16 protein-coding genes and 1 pseudogene are annotated in these 21,001 nt (G+C 68.4%); 11 read left to right on the top strand and 6 right to left on the bottom strand.

From position 1 onward, the window contains the following. Nucleotides 1-2: 2 nt before the first annotated feature. Both GHC57_RS15130 and GHC57_RS15125 read right to left on the bottom strand, forming a co-directional pair. Entirely contained in the window at nucleotides 3-503 is a 501-nt protein-coding gene (locus GHC57_RS15130; protein ID WP_153345752.1) for a type III secretion system chaperone family protein, read from the bottom strand. Nucleotides 504-826: 323 nt separating this feature from the next. After that, the gene (locus tag GHC57_RS15125) at nucleotides 827-2,497 is read right to left on the bottom strand and encodes a gamma-glutamyltransferase family protein (protein ID WP_153345750.1); all 1,671 of its coding nucleotides are present in this window, start codon (nucleotides 2,495-2,497) and stop codon (nucleotides 827-829) included. A 164-nt stretch (nucleotides 2,498-2,661) separates the two neighbouring features. Between GHC57_RS15125 and GHC57_RS15120 the strand changes: the two genes are divergently transcribed. From GHC57_RS15120 to GHC57_RS15105, 4 genes are all read left to right on the top strand, one after another. Then, on the top strand, nucleotides 2,662-4,032 hold the full coding sequence (locus GHC57_RS15120; protein WP_153345748.1) for a glutamine synthetase family protein: 1,371 nt from the start codon (nucleotides 2,662-2,664) through the stop codon (nucleotides 4,030-4,032). A 48-nt stretch (nucleotides 4,033-4,080) separates the two neighbouring features. After that, nucleotides 4,081-5,604 carry a UbiD family decarboxylase gene (locus GHC57_RS15115; protein WP_153345747.1) on the top strand — a complete coding sequence of 508 codons (1,524 nt, stop codon included), beginning with the start codon at nucleotides 4,081-4,083 and terminating at the stop codon, nucleotides 5,602-5,604. A gap of 146 nt (nucleotides 5,605-5,750) precedes the next feature. Then, nucleotides 5,751-7,094 (top strand): TldD/PmbA family protein, encoded by a 1,344-nt coding sequence (locus tag GHC57_RS15110; RefSeq protein WP_153345745.1) that lies wholly within the window; start codon nucleotides 5,751-5,753, stop codon nucleotides 7,092-7,094. An 11-nt stretch (nucleotides 7,095-7,105) separates the two neighbouring features. Next, on the top strand, nucleotides 7,106-8,149 hold the full coding sequence (locus GHC57_RS15105; protein WP_153345743.1) for a threonine aldolase family protein: 1,044 nt from the start codon (nucleotides 7,106-7,108) through the stop codon (nucleotides 8,147-8,149). 15 nt (nucleotides 8,150-8,164) lie between these two features. On the opposite strand, the gene glgC is transcribed toward GHC57_RS15105, so the two are convergent. Beyond that, complete coding sequence (glgC, locus tag GHC57_RS15100; protein WP_246152352.1) at nucleotides 8,165-9,403, bottom strand: glucose-1-phosphate adenylyltransferase; 1,239 nt, start codon at nucleotides 9,401-9,403, stop codon at nucleotides 8,165-8,167. A gap of 315 nt (nucleotides 9,404-9,718) precedes the next feature. Here glgC and glgA point away from each other — a divergent pair, with 315 nt between their 5' ends. Continuing rightward, nucleotides 9,719-11,161, top strand: a complete 1,443-nt coding sequence (gene glgA, locus GHC57_RS15095) for a glycogen synthase GlgA (protein WP_153345739.1) — start codon at nucleotides 9,719-9,721, stop codon at nucleotides 11,159-11,161. 131 nt (nucleotides 11,162-11,292) lie between these two features. After that, nucleotides 11,293-13,770, top strand: coding sequence for a glycogen/starch/alpha-glucan phosphorylase (locus tag GHC57_RS15090; RefSeq protein WP_153345737.1), 2,478 nt, complete (start codon nucleotides 11,293-11,295; stop codon nucleotides 13,768-13,770). Between the two features lie 28 nt (nucleotides 13,771-13,798). On the opposite strand, the gene GHC57_RS15085 is transcribed toward GHC57_RS15090, so the two are convergent. Further along, nucleotides 13,799-14,764 (bottom strand): DMT family transporter, encoded by a 966-nt coding sequence (locus GHC57_RS15085; RefSeq protein ID WP_170294910.1) that lies wholly within the window; start codon nucleotides 14,762-14,764, stop codon nucleotides 13,799-13,801. Between the two features lie 405 nt (nucleotides 14,765-15,169). On the opposite strand from GHC57_RS15085, the gene GHC57_RS15080 reads away from it, so the two are divergent. From GHC57_RS15080 to GHC57_RS15060, 5 genes are all read left to right on the top strand, one after another. Beyond that, entirely contained in the window at nucleotides 15,170-15,505 is a 336-nt protein-coding gene (locus GHC57_RS15080) for a hypothetical protein (protein WP_153345733.1), read from the top strand. Nucleotides 15,506-16,181: 676 nt separating this feature from the next. Continuing rightward, the gene (locus GHC57_RS15075) at nucleotides 16,182-16,739 is read left to right on the top strand and encodes a hypothetical protein (RefSeq protein ID WP_153345731.1); all 558 of its coding nucleotides are present in this window, start codon (nucleotides 16,182-16,184) and stop codon (nucleotides 16,737-16,739) included. A 41-nt stretch (nucleotides 16,740-16,780) separates the two neighbouring features. Next, a complete protein-coding gene (gene proS / locus GHC57_RS15070) occupies nucleotides 16,781-18,085 on the top strand; it encodes a proline--tRNA ligase (protein WP_153345729.1) in 1,305 nt (434 codons plus the stop codon). A gap of 235 nt (nucleotides 18,086-18,320) precedes the next feature. Next, on the top strand, nucleotides 18,321-19,568 hold the full coding sequence (locus tag GHC57_RS15065) for a lipoprotein-releasing ABC transporter permease subunit (protein WP_153345727.1): 1,248 nt from the start codon (nucleotides 18,321-18,323) through the stop codon (nucleotides 19,566-19,568). Further along, nucleotides 19,561-20,259, top strand: a complete 699-nt coding sequence (locus GHC57_RS15060; RefSeq protein ID WP_153345725.1) for an ABC transporter ATP-binding protein — start codon at nucleotides 19,561-19,563, stop codon at nucleotides 20,257-20,259. The genes GHC57_RS15065 and GHC57_RS15060 overlap by 8 nt, the downstream gene beginning before the upstream one ends. 12 nt (nucleotides 20,260-20,271) lie before the next feature. Here the strand turns inward: GHC57_RS15060 and GHC57_RS15055 are convergent, their stop codons facing one another. Together GHC57_RS15055 and GHC57_RS15050 are read right to left on the bottom strand one after the other, a co-directional pair. Next, nucleotides 20,272-20,823: a DUF805 domain-containing protein gene (locus tag GHC57_RS15055; protein ID WP_170294909.1), complete on the bottom strand. Its 552-nt coding sequence runs from the start codon at nucleotides 20,821-20,823 to the stop codon at nucleotides 20,272-20,274. A gap of 25 nt (nucleotides 20,824-20,848) precedes the next feature. Next, nucleotides 20,849-21,001, bottom strand: a pseudogene (locus tag GHC57_RS15050) (IS1595 family transposase); the annotation flags it as partial.

Raw genomic sequence — 21,001 nt, 5'->3', positions numbered from 1 at the left:
GATCAGGCCTCGCCCACGGTGTCGAGCATGGCGGCCGCGATGGCCTCCTGCGCCGACTTGCCGCCCCAGATGACGAACTGAAAGGCGGGATAGAACCGATCGCACTCGGACACCGCGATCTCCATCAGGTCGCGGGCCTCCTCGGCGGCGATGCGGCGGTCCGCCAGCAGAACCGTATGGCGGAACATGGGCGAGCCTTCCTCGCTCCACAGCGCGAAATGGCCGAGCCACAGCCGTTCGTTGAGCTGAGCCAGCAGCTCGTAGACCGCGGCGCGCCGGCCGTCCGGTACCCGCATGTCGAAGGCGCACGACAGATGCAGCGCGCTCAGCTCTTCGGACCAGGCCAGGAACAGGCCCAGGGTGCACCACTGGCTGGGAACCTCGACCACTATTTCGTCGTCGGTCCTCCGGTCGAACACCCAGTCCTTCACGGACAGAAACTGCTCGATCATGTCGAGGGGATTGGCGGTGGAGGGTTCGACGCGGATGGCCGAGGTGGTCATGACGTCCTCCCAGACGATGGGGGATTCGACGGCGGGCCGCCCGTGGCGGCCCGGGTCCCGGGTATTGCCGTGTGCGACCCTCTGGTGCGGGGCGCCGCGCGCGGCCGGCGGTTCGGAAGGACCATCTTGTGCTGTCACCCCAAGACTTTGGGGCTGTCTTCCCGGTGAACCACTAATGGCAGCTTGCCAAAGGGGGGGCGCGGTGACAAGCCACGGGGCCCCGTGTTCCCGAGACGATCCTGTGACATCCCCCCCCCCTTGGGGCCCCCCATCCGTTATCAGCCCGGGCCCCCGCGCGCAAGTCCGCTGCGGTGTGTGCGCCCTCACCCCGCTGGGGCCGCGACATCGGTGCTGGCGACGGCGTCCGCCCACGGATGCACCGGGTCGGTGCCCCCCAGCGAAACGCCGTGGCGCCGCTGGGCCACCCCGGCGATGCCGAACCACGTGGGGAAGGCCTCGGGCGGTTGCAGGGTCACGGGGCTCCCGAGTGCGCCCAGAGCGTCCAGCGTCTCCGGGCACAGGCGCGGGTCGGCCGTGATGCCGTCCAGGCCGCTGATGTCGAGGCGCGGCTGGTGCATGGCCTCGTCCAGCGACAGCCCTTGATCGATGAGGAAGGCGATCAGTTGCGTGATGGCGCCGATGATGCGCCGACCGCCGGCCGCCCCCAGCGCCAGGCCCCCGCCGTGGGTCAGGACCAGCGTGGGGGCGTAGTTGCACAGCGGGCGGCGTCCCGGGCCGATGGCGTTCGGGCGGCCGGGACGCGGGTCGAACCAGTACACGCCGTTGTTCAGCAGCACCCCGCAGTCCGGGGCCGCCACCCGGGACCCGAAGATGGACAGCAGGGTCTGGGTCAGGGCGACCAGGTTGCCGTCGCGATCCACGACGGAAATGTGCGACGTGCAGTCCTCCGCCGGGTCCGCTCCGCGTCCCGTGACACCCGGGGGCGGGCCGCGCCGCCCGTCGGCGTCTCCCATCCGCGCCAGCCGGTCCAGGAAGGCGTGCCGCAGCGCCTGGGCATAGGCCGCGTAGGCATCGGGGCCGGGCGGTTGGCTGCCGCCGCAGGTCATCGTCGCCAGCGCATCCAGCGCCACCAGAATGGACGGGCCGCCGTTCAGCTCCGGCGCGACCGCGATCGTGGTGCCCCGGTAGTCCATGGTCAGAGGCTCCATCAGCCGGGCGCGATAGCGCGCCATGTCGTCCATGGACAGGGTGCCGCCGGTGGCCCGCGCGGCCCGCACGATGGCCTCGGCCGGGGTCCCTTCATACAGGGCGCGCGGTCCCTCCCGCGCCAGCACCCGTAGCGTCTCGGCGAGCCGGTCCTGGGGCAGCCGATGGCCGGCGCGGAGGTCCATGAACGGACCGCCGTCCGGCAGGAAGGCCTCCACCGAGCCGGCGAAGCGCGCCAGGTCCCGGGCGTGGGCCGCGATCATCACGGCGCAGTGGGGGTCGATCAGCAGGCCTGCCTCGGCCTGCGCGATGGCCGGCGCGACCAATTCCGCCCACGGCCGCGTGCCGAGGGTCTCCAGCGCCAGCCGGTAGCCGTCGATCAGGCCCGGCACCGCCACGGACGTGCCCCCGGTCACGTTGCGGCCCTCGGCCACCGGGGGCCAGCCGAACAGGTCGGAATCCGTGGGGCCGGACACCACCGGGAACGCCGCCGGGTCCAGCGCCGCCGGGGCGACCATGCCGCCGTCGACGACCACCGTCCGGTCCTCGGCCGCCATGTGGGCGATCATCAGCCCACCGCCGCCCGGGCCGCTCATCCAGGGCTCGGCCACCCCGACGCACAGACCGGCGGCAATGGCCGCGTCCACCGCGTTGCCGCCCTCGGCCAGCACGCGCGCGCCGGCCTCGGCGGCCGCCGGGTGCTGGGCGCAGACCACACCCCCTTCGGCGCTGCGAACGACGGGCTTGCGAACCGCGCGGGTCCGGCTGCGGGACCCCCAGGCGGTCCGCTGGGCAGGGGTCGGTGGGAACGGCGCGCGCGACGGCATGGGGCCTCCTGCGGGGTGACGGGGGCGCGTATGCCCCCCAGCATACGGGATCGGGACCCGTTGGCCAGCGGGCGAAGCCGTTTGCTCCGGCTTCCAGTTGCGCTAGGCTCACGCCCCGCCGCGAGTCGCGGCGTCTTGGCAACGTGCAAGAGGGGCAGGGGTCCATGCAGTCCGGCTTTTCCTTCGATGAACTCAGGCAGGCGGTCAGCGCCGGCGAGATCGACACCGTCCTGGTCGTCTTCCCCGACATGCAGGGCCGGCTGATCGGCAAACGGTTTCACGCCGCATTCTTCATGGACGGCGGCCACACGGAAACCCACGCCTGCGACTATCTGCTGGCCAACGACATCGACATGGAGCCGGTGCCGGGCTACGCCGCGCACAGTTGGGACCTGGGCTACGGCGACTTCGTCATGAAGCCCGACATGAGCACTCTGCGCCGGTGCACCTGGCTGGACGCCACGGCCATGGTGCTGTGCGACGTGCTGGACCATCACCACCACGAGCCGCTGCCGCACGGGCCCCGGGCCATGCTGAAGCGGCAGATGGCCCGCCTGGAGTCCATGGGCCTGTCCGCCATGGCGGCCTCGGAACTGGAGTTCTACCTCTTCGACGAGGACTACCGCACGCTCCGGGACCGCCGCTACCAGGGCGCGCGGACGGCCGGTGACTACATCGAGGACTACCACATCTTCCAGACCACCAAGGAAGAGGACGTGGTGCGCGCCATGCGCAACCACCTGCAGAAGTCCGGCATTCCGGTGGAGAACTCCAAGGGCGAGTGGGGCCCGGGCCAGGAAGAGCTGAACATCCGGTATTCGGACGTGCTGACCATGGCGGACCGGCACACGGTCATGAAGAACGCCATGAAGGAGATCGCGCACGCCCACGGCAAGTCCATCACCTTCATGGCCAAGTGGGCCTATGACCTCGCCGGCAACTCCTGCCACATCCACATGTCGCTGTGGGACAAGGACGCATCCACGCCGCGCTTCTTCGATCCCGACAAGCCCTACGGCATGTCCGACCTGATGCGGCAGTTCATGGCCGGTCAACTCAAGTACGCGTCAGAGATCACCTATTTCCTGGCGCCCTACATCAACTCGTACAAGCGCTTCCAGGACGGCACCTTCGCGCCCACCAAGATCATCTGGAGCCGCGACAACCGCACCGCCGGATTCCGTCTGTGCGGCGAGGGCACCAAGGCGATCCGCGTCGAGTGCCGCATTCCGGGCGGCGACGCCAACCCCTACCTGGCGTATTCGGCCCTGCTCGCGGCGGGCATCGCCGGCATCGAGGAGGGACTGGAGTTGCCCGAGCCGTTCGTCGGCGACGCCTACGGCAAGGGCAAGCTGAAGAACATCCCCACCACCCTGCGCGAGGCGACCGCGCTCCTGAAAAAGTCGAAGATGCTGCGGGCGGCGCTGGGCGACGCGGTCGTGGACCACTATGTCCACACGGCGGATTGGGAGCAGCTCGAATATGACCGCCGGGTCACGGACTGGGAGCTGATGCGCGGTTTCGAGCGGTACTGAGGCCGCCCTCCCCAGTCCACCGATGTCCTGACCCCGGAGAGATCCTGAATGCCCTTCGAGTCCCTGCGCGACTTCATGGACCGTCTGGCCCGTGACGGCAATCTGTCGCGCGTGTCCACGCCCGTCTCGCCCAACCTGGAGATGACCGAGATCCAGACCCGCCTGCTGGCGGAGGGCGGCCCCGCCGTGCTGTTCGAAAACGTCGTGGGCGACGACGGGCGGCGCTACGACATGCCCGTGCTGGTCAACCTGTTCGGCACGGTCGAGCGGGTGGCCTGGGGCATGGACCGCACGCCCGACCAACTGCGCGAGGTGGGCGAGACCCTCGCCTTCCTCAAGCAGCCGGAGCCGCCCGGCGGCTGGCGCGAGGCCATGGAGATGATGCCCGTGCTCAAGACCGTGCTGGCCATGAAGCCGCGCACGGTCTCGAAGGCGCCGTGTCAGGAGGTCGTGCTCACCGGGAAGGACATCGATCTGGGCCGGCTGCCGGTGCAGAGCTGCTGGCCGGGCGAGCCCGCGCCGCTCATCACCTGGCCGCTGGTGGTCACGCAGGGGCCGCAGGCGGGCCGCAAGGGCGGGCGCAAGGAAGACGCCTTCAACCTCGGCATCTACCGGATGCAGGTCACCGGGCGCGACACCACCCTGATGCGCTGGCTGAAGCACCGGGGCGGGGCCCAGCACTACCGGCGCTGGGCGGCGGAAAAGAAGGAACCCTTGCCGGCGGCGGTGGTGCTGGGGGCCGATCCGGGCACCATCCTGGCGGCCGTCACGCCGGTGCCGGATACGCTGTCGGAGTACCAGTTCGCGGGCCTGCTGCGCGGGCGCAAGGTGGACCTTGTGGACTGCAGGACCGTGCCCCTGAAGGTGCCGGCCACGGCCGAGATCGTGCTGGAAGGGCACGTCATGCTGGACGAGTTCGGCGACGAGGGCCCGTACGGCGACCATACCGGCTACTACAACGCCGTGGAGCCGTTCCCGGTGTTCCGGGTCTCGGCCATCACCATGCGGCGCAAGCCGATCTACCTGAGCACCTTCACCGGCCGCCCGCCGGACGAACCCAGCGTACTCGGCGAGGCCCTGAACGAGGTGTTCATCCCGCTCCTGATCCAGCAGTTCCCGGAGATCGTGGACTTCTGGCTGCCGCCGGAAGGCTGCTCCTACCGCATCGCGGTGGTGTCCATGCGCAAGGCCTACCCGGGACACGCCAAGCGCGTGATGATGGGCGTGTGGTCGTTCCTGCGCCAGTTCATGTACACCAAGTTCGTCATCGTGGTGGATGACGACATCGATGCGCGCGACTGGAAGGACGTGATGTGGGCGATCTCGACCCGCATGGACCCGGCCCGCGACATCACGGTGATCGAGGGCACGCCCATCGACTACCTGGACTTCGCCAGCCCCGAGAGTGGCCTGGGCGGCAAGATCGGCCTGGATGCGACCAACAAGTGGCCGCCCGAGACGCACCGGGAGTGGGGCGAGAAAATCCGCATGACGGACGAGGTCGTCGAGCGGGTCACGCGCAAGTGGGCCAACTACGGCCTGCCGGGCTCGGGCCGGCCGATCTGGAAATAGGCGGGGAGAGAAGGGAGGTCCCGATCCGCTGACCTCGCATCACCGCCCTGAAGCCATTAGGATCGCCCCGACCCGCCCCGAGGTGACCGGGTGCGCTTGTCCGTTCATTCGTCCCGCCACCGTGCAGCCAACCGGAGTCCCGCCGCATGTCAGAGGCCGACACGCTCTCCCTGCTCCAAGACCTGATCGACCGCGCCAAAGCCGCCGGCGCCGACGCCGCCGACGCCATCCTCGTGGACGGGGTCTCGGTCTCCGTCGCCTGGCGCCTGGGGGCGCTGGAACGGATGGAACGCGCGGAGGGCGGTGACATCGGCCTGCGGGTGTTCGTGGGGCGGCAACAGGGCATCGTCTCCAGCGCCGATCGCTCGCCGGCGGCCCTGCGGGATCTGGTGGATCGGGCCGTCGCCATCGCCCGCACCGTGCCGGAGGACCCGTTCGGCGGGCTCGCCGATCCGGACCGGATCGCCCGCGACCTGCCGGACACCCAGAGCCGCGATCCTTCGGAGCCCAGCGCCGAGGACCTGACCGCCATGGTCCAGGCGGCGGAGGACGCCGCGCGGGCCGTGCCGGGCGTGACCAACTCGGAGGGCGCCGAGGCCGGCTGGTCGCTGGCCAAGGTCGCCCTGGCGGCCTCCAACGGCTTCGCGCACAGCTACGAGCGCACCGGCTGTTCCCTGGCGGCCAGCGTGATCGCCGGGCGTGGCGCCGAGGGCATGGAACGCGACTACGACTACAGCGGCGCCGTCTTCCGCGAGGATCTGCGCGATCCGGTCGAGATCGGCCGCTCGGCCGGCGAGCGCGCCGTGCGCCGCCTGGGCGCGCGGCGGCCGGGCAGCGGCAAGGTGCCGGTGGTGTTCGATCCGCGCGTGGCCCGCACCCTCGTCGGGCACCTGCTGGGCGCCATCAACGGGGCGTCCATCGCGCGCGGCACCAGCTTCCTGAAGGACCGCATGGGCGAGCGGGTGTTCGCCGACGGCATCCAGATCCTGGACGATCCGCATCGGGCCCGGGGCCTGAAGTCGCGGCCCTGCGATGCCGAGGGACTGGCGACCCGGCCCATGGCGCTGGTGGAGGACGGCCGTCTGACGACGTGGCTGCTCGATCTGCGCTCGGCCCGGCAACTGGGCCTGGAGAGCACCGGACACGCCGCGCGCGGCACCGGCTCGCCGCCCCATCCCAGCGCCAGCAACGTCTACCTGAAACCGGGGACGGCCTCGCCGGCGGACCTGATGGCCGACATCCGCGAGGGCTTCTATGTCACCGAACTGGTGGGGCAGGGGGTCAACACCATCACCGGCGACTACTCGCGCGGCGCCGCCGGCTTCTGGATCGAGAACGGCGAGATCACCTATCCCGTCAGCGAATGCACCATCGCCGGCACGCTGCAGGAGATGTTCGCGGCCCTGGTGCCGGCCGATGATCTGGTGCTGCGGTACGGCACCGACAGCCCGACCGTGCGCGTGGACGGCTTGACCGTGGCGGGCCAGTGAGCGGCGCGGTCATGAACTTCGCCAGCGACAACGTCACCGGCGTGGCCCCGGAGATTGCCCAGGCCCTGACGGCGGCGGCGGACGGGACCGCGATGCCGTACGGCAACGACCCCTGGACGGCCAAGCTTTCCAAGCGCTTGTGCGAGGTCTTTGAGACTGAGGTAGAGGTCTTTCCGGTGGCCACCGGCACCGCCGCCAACGCGCTGGCGCTGTGGCAGTGCGTGCCACCGTTCGGGGCGGTGATCTGCCACGAGGACTCCCACATCAACACCGACGAGTGCGGCGCGCCCGAAATGTTCACGGGCGGGGCCAAGCTGGTCGGCCTTCCCGGGGCCGACGGCAAGATGAGCCCCGATGCCGTGGACGCCGCGATTCGCCGCACCGGCTTTCGTCCCATCCACCGGGTGCGTCCGTCCGTGCTGAGCCTGACCCAGGCCACCGAGTGCGGCACGGTGTACGGCCTGGACGAGATCGCCGCCCTGGCCGAGGTCGCCCGCGGGCACGGCCTGACCGTCCACATGGATGGGGCGCGGTTCGCCAACGCCCTGGTCTCGCTGGGGTGCTCGCCCGCCGACATGACCTGGCGCGCCGGCGTGGACGTGCTGTGCCTGGGCGCGACCAAGAACGGGGCCTGGGCCGCGGAGGCGGTGATCTTCCTCCGCCCCGGGCTGGCGGGCGACTTCGCCGAGCGGCGCAAGCGGTCCGGCCACCTGCTGTCCAAGAGCCGGTTCGTCTCGGCCCAGGTGCTGGCCTATCTGGAGGACGACCTGTGGCGGCGGAACGCCGCCCACGCCAACGCCATGGCGCGGCGGCTGGCGGACGGGCTGGCCGCGCTGCCGGGGGTGGACCCGGGCGCGCCGCCGGCCGCGAACATGGTGTTCCCCATCCTGCCGGACGGCCTGCGGGAGGGGCTGCGGGCCAGGGGCGCCCTGTTCCTCGACTGGCCGGCGGAGAGGCCGGGAAAGGTCCGGCTGGTGACCAGTCATGCCACCAGGGCGGACGATGTGGACGCCTTCCTGGAGGCCGCCCGCGCTCTGTCAGACGCGCGGGCGTGATGTCCGGGTCTCGCGCTAAAGGTCCAGCTTGTCCAGCATGTCCTGGGTGATGAGCGTCACGCCGCTGGCGGAGCGGGTGAAGCGTTGGGCGTCCGCCTCCGGGTCCTCGCCCACGACCAGGCCGGCCGGGATGCGGCAGCCGGCGGCCACGACGCATTTCGTCAGGCGCGCGTGCCGGCCGATGTCCACAGCGGGCAGGATGACCGAGTGCTCGATCACCGAGTAGGAATTGACCCGGACGTCGTGAAACAGCAGCGAATGCCGGATGGCGCCACCCGAGACGATGCAGCCCGCCGCCAGCACCGAATCGACCGCCATGCCGCGCCGCTCGTCCTCGTCGAACACGAACTTCGCGCCCGGCCGCTGCATCTGATAGGTCCAGATGGGCCACGCCGGGTCGTACAGGTCCAGGTCGGGCGTGACGGCCGCGAGGTCCAGATTGGCCGCCCAGTAGGCGTCGATGGTGCCCACGTCGCGCCAGTAGGGCTCGTCGGTGGCATGCGGCGGGTAGACGCAGCTTTCCTGGAATCGGTGCGCAACCATGCGGCACCGGCCGAGCAGGCTGGGCAGGATGTTCTTGCCGAAGTCGCGCGACGAGTTCGGGTCGAGCGCGTCTTCCTCCAGCACACGCATGAGGAAATCGGCGTTGAACAGGTAGATGCCCATGGAGGCAAAAGCACGGTCCGGCTTGCCGGGAATGCAGGGCGGGTCGGCCGGCTTTTCCAGGAACCCGATGATGGTGTCCGCATCGTCCACGTCCACCACGCCGAAGGCGGTGGCGTCCTCGCGCCGCACCTCCAGGCAGGCCACGGAGACGTCGGCGCCCGTCCGCAGGTGCGACGCCATCATTTTTGAGTAGTCCTGGCGGTATACATGGTCGCCCGCGAGCACGAGGATGTGCTCGGCGCCGTGCAACTGGATCTGCTCGATGTTCTGATACACCGCGTCGGCGGTGCCCTGGTACCAGGACCCGGCGGCGGTCTGCTGCTGGGCCGGCCACAGTTCCACGAACTCGCCCACCTCGGCCCGCAGAAAGCCCCAGCCGCGCTGGATATGGTGGATCAGCGTATGCGCCTTGTACTGGGTCAGCACACAGATGCGGCGCAGGCCGGAGTTGATGCAGTTGGACAGCGGAAAGTCCACGATGCGGTACTTGCCACCGAAGGGCACCGCCGGCTTGCTTTCCTTGTCGGTCAGGTCCAGCAGGCGCGAGCCTCGTCCACCCGCGAGCACCAGCGCAAGCGTGCCGCGCATGGCCTTGTTCACGCCACTGGCAAACGCCAGTTCGTCGGCGACACTGGGGGGGCGGGAGGACGACCGGGAGTCCTGAGCCATGGATGGTTTTCCTTGTCTCGAAGTGCGGAACGGGCAGCGGTGGCGGTGTTTCGGAACATTGCACGACGCCCCGGCGCATTCAATGAATGGAATGTGACGCGCCGCCGATTTTCCGACCTCTGCGCTCCCGGTATTCGAGGGGCGGTTTCGGATGGCGTGCGGGGGTTTGCTTCGGGCCGGCGGAGGGGTAAGGTCCCAGACAGTGTTGAGCCCCACCATCCCGGAACCCCCTCCATGCGCGTGTTGTTCGTGACGTCGGAAGCCCACCCCCTGGTCAAGACGGGAGGGCTGGCCGACGTGGCCGGCGCCCTTCCCGTCGCGCTCACGCGGCTGGGGGTGGATGCCCGCATCCTGATGCCGGCCTACACGGGGCTTCTGGACCGCGTGGAGGTCACGGGTCATGGCTTCGGCCTCGGCGAGGTGCTGCCCAACGTGCGGGCCCGGCTGGTGCCGGCGCGGGAGCCGACCACCGGCCAGTCCCTGCTGCTGGTGGACTGCCCGGCGCTGTTCGAGCGGCCCGGCGGCCCGTACCTGGACGAGCATGCGCAGGACTGGCCCGACAACTTCCTCCGCTTCGGGCTGCTGGGGCGGGCGGGGGCCATGGTCGCGGCCCAGGGCGCCGTGCCGGACTGGGCGCCTGATGTCGTTCATGCCAGCGACTGGCAGGCCGGGCTGACGCCGGCCTATCTCTGGCTCTGGGGCGTGCACAAGCCACGCACCGTGTTCACGGTGCACAACCTCCACTACCAGGGCATTTTCGGGCGCGAGGTGTTGCCCATGATCGGTCTGCCGGACATGATGTTCGGCGTGGAGGGCCTGGAGTTCTACGGCCACGTCTCGTACCTGAAGGCCGGGCTCTATTACAGCCAGTTCCTGACCACGGTCAGTCCGACCTATGCGCGGGAAATCCAGACGCCCATGGGGGGCGAGGGGCTGCACGGCCTGCTGTCCAGTCGGGCGGCCCGCCTGCAAGGCATCCTGAACGGGGTGGATCGGTCCGAGTGGAACCCCACCGGCGACCGTCATATTCCGGCCGCCTTCAGCGCGCAGGACCTGTCCGGCAAGGCGCTGTGCAAGGCCGCCCTGCAGCGCGAAGTGGGCCTGGCCGAGGCGCCGGACGCGCCCCTGTTCGGGGTCGTCAGCCGGTTCGTGGAACAGAAGGGCATCGACCTCGCCCTTTCGGTGATCTCCACCATTCTGGACAACGGCGGGCAGATCGTCATTCTGGGGTCCGGCGATCCGGGCCTGGAATGGCATGTGCGCGGCGCGGCCGGGGCGCGCCCCGATTCCGTGGCGGCCCGGATCGGCTACGACGAGGGCCTGTCCCACCGCATCCAGGCCGGCTGCGATGCGCTGCTGGTGCCGTCGCGGTTCGAACCCTGCGGGCTGACACAGATGTACGCGATGTGTTACGGCACGCTGCCGATCGTGAGGCGCACGGGCGGGCTCGCGGATACGGTCATCGACGTGGCGGAGGCGGATTCAGGCACGGGCTTCGTTTTCGACCACCCTGATCCGGGCGAGGTCATCCATGCGGTGCGCCGCGCGGTGGAGCTGTATCGCACCCCGGCGGCCTGGCAGGCGGTCATGCGCAAGGCGATGGGAGTCGATTACGGTTGGGATCGTGTCGCGCGTGACTATCTGGGCCTTTATAGTGAGGTCCTGCACGCGGATTGACGCGCACGACGCCGCGCATCATGTGACAGCAGCCCCGGCGTTGCCCGCGCCGGCCCCGCGACAGCACCAGTCGTGATCGGTCGCGCCGATCGCCCCTTGCGCCCAGACACCACACACGAGGACAGGCGAACATGGACCACTTGGTCAAGGAAGCCCTTGAGGGCGAGTTCCGCGTCAACATGCACGACGCGGACAGCATCCAGCGCGGCCTGATTTCGTACATGGTGCGCGTGGTCGGCCACGACCCGCGATCCGCCGGACCCCGGCAATGGTTCATGGCTCTGGCCTACATGGTCAAGGGCATCCTGTCGGAACGCGGCATGGGGACCAGCCGGGCGCAGTACGGCCAGGACACCCGGCGGGTCTATTACCTGTCGATGGAGTTCCTGACCGGCCGACGCCTGATGAAGCACCTGCTGGACTTCGGGCTGGAAACCAATGTGCGCGAGGCGCTGGACGCGCTCGGCCAGGATCTGGACGAGCTGGCCCAACAGGAGCCCGACCCGGCGCTCGGCAACGGCGGTCTGGGGCGGCTGGCGGCCTGTTTCCTGGATTCGATGGCGACCCACCGCTATCCCGGCCACGGCTACGGCATCCACTATGAATTCGGCATGTTCTCGCAAACCATCGAGGACGGCCAGCAGGTGGAGCATCCGGACAACTGGCTGCAGGGCGGCAACCCGTGGGAGTTCGTGCGCTACAGCGTCTCCTATCCGGTCCGCTTCAACGGCCGCATCGTCTGCTTCAAGGACGAGAGCGGCCGCGAGCGCTGCGAATGGGTCGATACCAACAACGTCAACGCCATCGCCTATGACCTGAAGGTCACGGGCTACGACAGTCCGGTGATCTCCAACCTGCGTCTGTGGTCGGCCCGGGCCAGCACCGATTTCGACCTTCGGTTCTTCAACGAAGGCAACTACATCGAGGCGGTGAAGGACAAGACCACCTCGGAGACGCTGTCCAAGGTGCTCTACCCCATGGACAGCACCGTGCTGGGCCAGGAACTGCGCCTGAAACAGGAGTATTTCTTCGTCTCGGCCTCGCTGCAGGACATCATTGCCCGCTACCTGCGCGTCCATGAGGATCTGCGCCTGCTGCATGAGAAGATCGCGATCCAGCTCAACGACACCCACCCGGCGCTGGCCGTCCCGGAGCTGATGCGCCTGCTCATCGATGTGCATGGCCTGGAGTGGGACGAAGCCTGGTCCGTCACCCGCGAGACCTTCTGCTACACCAACCACACCCTGCTGCCCGAGGCGCTGGAGACCTGGCCCATCGGCATGCTGGAGCACGTGCTGCCCCGGCACCTGGAGATCATCTACCTCATCAACCACGATCACCTGCAGCAGGTCCGCTTCCGCTTCCCCGGCGAGATGGAGGTGCTGCGCAAGATGTCGCTGGTGGACGAGAACACCCAGCGCATCCGCATGGCGCATCTGGCCATCGTGGGCAGCAAGCGGGTCAACGGCGTCGCCGCCCTGCACACCCGGCTGCTGCGCGAGAAGGTGTTCCCCGAGTTCGACGAGATGTATCCGGGCAAGTTCGTCAACGTCACCAACGGGGTCACGCAGCGCCGCTGGCTGCTGCAGTGCAATCCGCAACTGTCGGACCTCATCACGGAGGCCGTCGGCGCCTCCTGGAAGAGCGACCTGACCGCGCTGCACGCCCTGGAGCCGCTGGCCGAGGATGCCGCCTTCCGCGAACGCTTCAACGCCATCAAGCTGGCCAACAAGGCCCGGCTGGCCGATCACCTTAAGGAGCAGACCGGCTACGTGGTCGATCCGGCCAGCATGTTCGACGTGCAGGTCAAGCGGATCCACGAGTACAAGCGGCAGCTCCTGAACCTGATGCATGTCATCCACCGCTACACCCTGCTGCGGGAGGGGCGCCTGGACGACCCGGTGCCGCGCACCGTGGTGATCGGCGGCAAGGCGGCCCCGGGGTACTGGCTGGCGAAGCAGATCATCCGCCTGACCTGCGACGTGGCCCTGACCATCAACAACGACCGGGCCGTCAGCGACCGTCTTAAGGTGGTCTTCCTGCCGAACTACAACGTCTCCAACGCCGAGATCACCATCCCGGGCGCGAACCTGTCCGAGCAGATCTCGACCGCCGGCACCGAGGCGTCGGGCACGGGCAACATGAAGTTCGCGCTCAACGGCGCGCTGACCATCGGGACGCTGGACGGCGCCAACATCGAGATCAAGGAAGAGGTCGGCGACGACAACATCTTCATCTTCGGCCTGACCACCGAGCAGGTCACCGAGACCAAACGGCGCGGCTACAATCCCTGGAAGGTGGTCGAGCACGATGCAGACCTGAAGCGGGTGCTGGACATGATCACCAGCGGCTTCTTCAGCCCGCAGCAGGTCAACCGCTACAGCGCGATCCGCGACACGCTGTTCGACGGCGGCGATCAGTATATGGTGCTGGCGGACTTCCGGTCGTACATCGAGACGCAGGCCAAGGTGGACGCGCTGTATCGGGACCCCGACGCCTGGGCGCGCAAGGCCATCCTGAACGTGGCGCGGATGGGCCTGTTCTCGTCGGATCGCTCCATCCAGACCTACGCGAAGGAGATCTGGGGCGCGGAGCCGATGGACATCTGATCGCCGCCCGCGCGGGGCCTCCGGTCCGTCAGGACCGGGCGCGCCGGCGCGCGGTGACGCGCTCGCGGTGGATGATGTAAAGCCCGGAGGCGGTCAGCAGCGCCAGCCCGATCCAGGTGGAGGACGTCGGGAAGTCCCCGAACACGGCGTATCCGAGCACCGTGGCATAGGCGATGTAGCTGTAGTCGAACGGGGCGACCAGCGCGGCCGGCGCCAGGCTGAAGGCGCGCACGAGGCAGAGCTGCGCCAGCCCGCCGATGATACCCAATCCGGTCAGGGCCGCTGTCTCGGGCAGGGAGGGGGGCGTCCACTGCCACAGGATCAGGGGCACGGACAGCGCCAGCATGATGATCGCGTTGGTCACGGCGACCAGATGGGACGACACCGCCTTGCCGGCCGTGCGAAGACTCATGACCCAGAAGGCATAGGACAGGGTGCCCAGGGCCGCCCAGAGCGTTCCCGGTCCAAACCCCACCCCGCCCGGCTGCAGCGCCACCAGCACGCCCACGAAGCCGATCATCACCGCGCTCCAGCGGTGCACGCCCACGCGCTCGCCCAGCAGCGGCACCGACAGGGCGGTGACGATCAGCGGCGCGGTGAACAGCACCGCCGCCAGATCCACCAGCGGCATGGTGCGCCACGCCATCAGGAAGCCCGACAGCGCGCCCGCCCCCAGCAGACCGGCCAGCAACAGTTTCAGCTCGGCGCCCCGGACCTGACGCCACAGCTTCGGCCCGCCCAGCGACCAGGCCAGCGGCACCAGGACGAGCAGCGCCGCCGAGGCCCGGAAGAACAGGATCTGCCCGACGGGAAAGGTGGTGGTCAGCGCTTTGGCCAGGGTGTCCATCACGGAAAACAGGGCGACGGCCGCCAGCATGAACAGGATTCCGCCGAACGGGCGATCCGTGCTTGCGGGATCCGACGGCCCCATCGGCGGCGGGGCGCTGGCGGGGCCGACGCCGGTGGGCTGACGGGATCGGGGAAAGGTGGCCATATGGGAATCCTCGGAACCGGACGGGAGAGCAGACGCTCGGTCCTCCCTTATCGGGACCGCAGCATCGGGGCAAGGCGGAACGGGGGGCGCCATTCCGCCGCCACACCGAAAAGAAACAGGTATGTCTTCAACCTGGTTCGTTTTGTCGATCATTGCGGTGCGAATGGTGCTGTCTGGGGGGTGCGGGAATACTCGCTAAACAGGAGCAGCCGTGCCAAGCCCCAGGAATTTGGCGGTTTCGCCTTGAACTTTTTTGTGGCTTTGGCATACTGACTTCAGCTCGGTGATCTCGTGTTGTCACCGAAAAGAAAACATAATCGTTCGTTTGATGGTGCACCCCTTCGAAGGAAGGACATGCCCGCAGCGAACGAGGGGAGTCACACCGTCCGGATGAAAGCGGGGACCATGAAAATCGGTGCCTTGAAGACTCGCGAACAGCGTACGCCCGCCGCCAGCAACGGGTTCGGCGGCCCGGACGCTGCGTCCGTCCTGCATGGTGAGAGGCCGCCCGCGGCCGATGCCGTGAATGCAGGGGGTCATGTCCGGGGGGCCTTTCGCAACGATGTGGAGGCCTTCGGGGGCAACGCGGAACCCGCCATGGTGGATGTGCTGAACGAGCCCATCGTCCGGACGGTCATGCGGCGCGACGGCGTCGGCATGGAGGCGTTGCAAACCCTGCTGCGGCGGGCGGAACGGCTCGTTACCCGGCGGCCGGACGACGACGCCAACGCCGACGCGTAAGGGGCGGTCGGGATCTCCCGTGTTCAGCGGCGTGTGCAAGACGCGGCCCGCCTTTCCCTGGCGCCCTGCGTCAGGGTCGGCATGAGCGGTTGGGGTGGCGTCCTGGCCGGCCCTGCCCGATTGTCATGACGACGGCCGCCGCGTGCAGTGATCCGCGCAAAGGGGACCCTGCAGCAAAGGGGCCGCGCAGAGCGCCGGACTTCAGACGGAAACGGCGGGGCGCCCTGTTCTGGGTGCGCCCCGCCGTTTCCGTTGATGGCTCCGCCGTTGGGTGGTCTGCCCCGACCCGGCGTGCGAGAGAAGCGCCATTGAGCAGGCGCCCCCTCCAATCGGATCCCCCGCAATCGGGGTTTCCTCCCTAAACTTGGGCGCTGGCAGGCTTACGCTGCCTTGCGCTCTGCTTTGAGCCAGTGGACGTTACGGAATTGTGAGAGGGGAGTCACGTTCTTTTTTCCGGGCATGTTGCTCAATGTCTTGGCATAGTCTTCATTCGATTCCGATTTCGCTCAAGAAATAGGCGAGACCCGTCTATGGTCCCCGGGTACGGGCGCAGATCGGGCGCGGGGCGCGAAGAGTCCCCTTTTGACCGGCGCCCGGAATTGCGATGACATGGGGTACGGTGGGGGTACGGCGGGAGGTGCGGTGGGGCGCAGCGACCGAGACGCGGAGAGACGCCATGCAGAAACGTGGTCGGATGCCCGGTGGCGCGTGCGGAGTCGCGCTTCTTGTACCCCTTGCGGTCGCCCTGACCGGGCTCGACACCCGGATGGCGGCGGCGCAGGACGCGACCGGAGGGACGGTGCGCGCGGTCACCATCGACGCCGCCGCCTGCCGCCGCCTGGTGCGGTATGTGCCCGACCCTGATGTGACCTATCGGCCCGGCGTGGACGTGCGCGGCCGCCCGGTGGCGCCGGCGGACCTGCACGACTACTCGGCGTTCGAGGCGCTGGTGCCCGACACCGTGACCTTCCATGTGGTCCTGGACCCATTCGACGCGACACCAGCGCCGGAACCACGCGGCATCGAGACGCCGGGCATGGTGCTGGGCACGGTGGGGTACGACATCAACCGCGGCACCTTCACCCTCAACGGCCGGCCGGTCACCACCAGCGAGCAGGACACCCTAAGCCGGGCCTGCCGTCAGGGGCTCTCGGGCCGGGTGGCCCCGGGTGGCGTGATCTATCCGCCGGGCTATGACGGACCCCGGTTGCCAGACCGCAAGCCCGTCCCCTAAAGTCCCGGCCATTCCGGACCCTTCACCACCCGAGGCCTCCCATGCGGCTGTCCCGCTACTTCCTCCCCACGCTCAAGGAAACGCCCGCCGAGGCGCAGATCGTCTCTCACCGCCTGATGCTGCGCGCCGGCCTGATCCGCCAGCATGCCGCCGGCATCTACACTTGGCTCCCGCTGGGCTTCGCCGTCATGAAGCGGATCGAACAGATCGTGCGCGAGGAACAGAACCGCGCCGGCGCCCAGGAGGTGCTGATGCCCACGATCCAGTCGGCGGACCTGTGGCGGGAAAGCGGCCGGTACGAGGCCTACGGCAAGGAGATGCTACGCATCAAGGACCGGCACGAGCGCGACCTGCTGTATGGACCGACGAACGAGGAGGTCATCACCGACGTCTTCCGGTCCTGTATCCGCAGCTACAAGGACCTGCCGCTGAACCTGTATCACATCCAGTGGAAGTTCCGGGACGAGGTGCGCCCCCGCTTCGGTGTCATGCGCGGGCGCGAGTTCCTGATGAAGGACGCCTATTCCTTTGACCTGGATACGGCGGCGGCCCGGCACTCCTATAACCAGATGTTTGTCGCCTACCTGCGGACCTTCGCGCGCCTGGGCCTGAAGGCCATCCCGCTGCGCGCCGACACCGGCCCCATCGGCGGCGACATGAGCCACGAGTTCATCGTGCTGGCCGAGACCGGCGAAAGCGAGGTGCACTGCCACCGCGCCCTGCTGGAAAAGCCGATCCCGGAGGGCGTGGACTATGACACCGACCTTCAGCCCATCGTGGACGACTGGACCGGCCTCTACGCCGCCGCCGACGAGATGCACGACACCGCGAAGGAAAGCGAACTCGGCGACGCCCTGGTGACCGCGCGCGGCATCGAGGTGGGCCACATCTTCCATTTCGGCACCAAGTATTCCGCGCCGATGGGCGCCACCGTGACCGGACCGGACGGCGAAGCCGTGACCGTCGCCATGGGCAGCTACGGCATCGGCGTGTCGCGGCTCGTGGGGGCGATCATCGAGGCCAGCCACGACGACACCGGCATCATCTGGCCGGAGTCCGTCGCGCCCTATCACGTCGGGCTGCTGAACCTGAAGACCGGAGACGCCGCCACGGATGCCGCCTGCGCCTCGCTGTATGAGACTCTGGGGCCGGACCGGGTGTTGTACGACGACCGCGAGGAACGGGCCGGCGCCAAGTTCGCCGACATGGACCTGATTGGGCTGCCCTGGCAGGTGATCGTGGGACCGAAGGGGGTCGCCAAGGGCGTGGTCGAACTGAAGAACCGGGCGACCGGCGCGCGCGAAGAGGTCTCCACCGAAAGCGCCCTGGCCCGGCTGGCGGAGTGATACGATCGGCGGATGAGGAGGACTCATCCGCCTTTTCGGGACCGGCCCGCTCCCCCACCCGGCCACCCACGACAGTATCTTATGGGTGGCCGGGTGGGGGAGCGGGCCGGCCACGGACTCCAACGGCCATCGTCAGATGCCGTTGGCACGAAATCTCGCCATGGTCTCATGATGACGTGCGGACAGGCGCCTTTGCAGGCGCCTGTCCCGTTTCGCAGCAAAGGACTCGCCCCGGATGTTCAATGCATTCGAGCGCATGATGGCCCTGCGCTATCTGCGCGCCCGCCGCAAGGAGGGCTTCGTCTCGGTCATCGCGGGATTCTCGCTGGCGGGTATCGCCCTCGGTGTGGCGACCCTCATCATCGTCATGGCGGTGATGAACGGCTTCCGACAGGACCTGATGGGGCGCATCCTGGGCTTCAATGGGCATCTTTACGTGTACGGCGCCGCCGAGTCCCTGTCGGACTACGATCCGCTCGCCCAGCAGGTCCGGGGCATCGACGGCGTGGTGGCCGTCATGCCCACGGTCGAGGGGCAGGTGATGGTGACGGCCGAGGGCGAGAGCCGAGGGGCGATGGTGCGCGGTGTGCCCGCCGAGCGCCTGGGCGAGCGCCCCATGCTGGCGCGCAACATCATCGCCGGGTCCCTCGCCGATCTCACCGGGACCGACCGGGCCATGATCGGCGCGCGGCTGGCGGAACGCCTGGGGCTGCGGCTGGGCGACGGCATCACGCTGATCTCGCCCAAAGGGCGGGTGACCGCGTTCGGTTCGGTGCCGCGCATCAAGACCTATGAGATTGCAGCCATCTACGAAGTGGGGATGTTCGAGTTCGACTCGAGCTTCGTCTTCCTGCCCCTTGAGGCCGCACAGATTTATTTCCAGATGCAGGACAGCGTCAGCTATCTGGATGTGACCGTGACCGACCCCGACTCCGTGCGAGAGATCACCGGCAACATCGCCAGCGCGCCGCTGAACCAGGGGGTCCGCCTGCGCGACTGGCGGCACACGAACTCCACGTTCTTCAACGCGCTGCAGGTGGAACGCAACGTGATGTTCCTGATCCTGACCCTCATCATCGTGGTGGCCGCCTTCAACATCATTTCCGGGCTCATCATGCTGGTGAAGGACAAGGGCCGCGACATCGCCATCCTGCGCACCATGGGCGCGACCAGGGGCGCGGTCATGCGGGTGTTCTTCCTGGCCGGGGCCAGCGTGGGGGTGACCGGCACGACCCTGGGCCTGATCCTGGGCGTGGTGTTCTGCGAGAACATCGAGAGCATCCGCCAGGTCCTGCAATCCCTGACGGGGACGGAGCTGTTCTCGCCCGAAATCTACTTCCTGTCCCAGATGCCCGCCGAGATGGACCCCGGCGAGGTGGTCTCGGTCGCGCTGATGTCCCTGGGGCTGAGCCTGGCGGCGACGCTGTACCCCTCCTGGCGGGCAGCGCGCACCGATCCGGTGGAGGCCCTGCGCTATGAATGACGCCACCGCGCGCGCGCCCGCCCTGGCTCTGAAGGGCATCCGGCGCGCGTTCAAGCAGGCGGACGCGCCGCCGCTGACGGTGCTCGACGACGCCAACCTGACGATCCGGGCCGGGGAGATCGTCGCCCTGGTCGGGCCGTCGGGCTCGGGCAAGTCCACCCTGCTGCAGATCGCCGGTCTGCTGGAGCGCCCCGACAGCGGAGAGGTGCTGCTGGGCGGCGAGCCGGCGTCCGGGCTGGGCGACGGCGGCCGGACGGCGCTGCGGCGGCGCGCCCTGGGCTTCGTCTACCAGTACCACCACCTGCTGCCGGAGTTCTCCGCCGAGGAGAACGTGATCGTCCCGCAGATGGTCGCCGGCAAGAGCAAGCGCGAGGCCCGCGGGCGGGCGCGGGACCTGCTGGCCCGCATGGGCCTTGAGAAACGGGGCCATCACCGGCCGGGGCAGCTCTCGGGCGGCGAACAGCAGCGCGTCGCCATCGCTCGGGCGCTGGCCAATGCACCGCGCGTCCTGCTGGCCGATGAACCGACCGGGAACCTGGACCCCCACACCGCCGATGCGGTGTTCGCGGAGTTCATGCGGCTGGTGCGGGAGGAGGGGCTGGCCGGCCTGATCGCGACCCACAATCCCGTCCTGGCCCAGCGCATGGACCGGGTGGTGACTCTGCGCGACGGGCGGGTGGAGGCGGCCTGATTACAATCCCCGTCAGGATTGGCGCCGACCGAACGTAGGCTTCGCCGGTTTGGGAGGGATGCGCCGCCGTCGGGATGCCTGCGGCGCATCTGGAATCCGCCATGGATCGTCATCCAGAGGCCGCGCTTCGGACAGTGTGCGTGACGGAGACGGGCGGTCCTCGGCCACACGCAGCCGGATCGGTGGATCGTAGTCATCCATCGACCGCATGGGCGGGGAAGCCTCAGGGGTACCTCCGCCAAACCCGACGGCTGTGGCCACATCCTCCACCACGTCATCCGAGAACAGGCCGATCAGGGACCAAAGGGTTGTCCTGGGGGCAGGCGGCAGGGGTTCGCCCGGCACTGGGGCCGCGTATCCATCCCGTGGCCACGGGCCGAACCGATTGCGCACTCTCCTGCCAGGCTTCGCGATCAGCCGAAAGATCAATTGCAGGTTGGTGAACGGAACACCCAGCATGATCAGATAGATCGCACCCATGTTGAGATCGTGCAGGCGTTGAATAGTTATCGCGTAACAAATATAATAATGCGGTACGATGTAGAAGAGGATAATTACAGCCACGATTGTCTCAATCTCTGCCTAAGGCTTATCCCTTTGCTTCCGGCGCGATCAACATATCGTAGGTGATGGGTCCTTTGGTGGTGACGGTGCCCAGTAGGGATCGAAAGGCTGCGTGCCGGGTGCGGCGGCGGTTGAAGCGGAAGACGAACTCATCGAGGTAGGCTTGCAGATGCTTGCG

Origin of the sequence: Roseospira navarrensis (assembly GCF_009601025.1) — a bacterium.
GTDB lineage: Bacteria > Pseudomonadota > Alphaproteobacteria > Rhodospirillales > Rhodospirillaceae > Rhodospira > Rhodospira navarrensis.
This window is presented reverse-complemented; position numbering and strand designations above follow the sequence as displayed.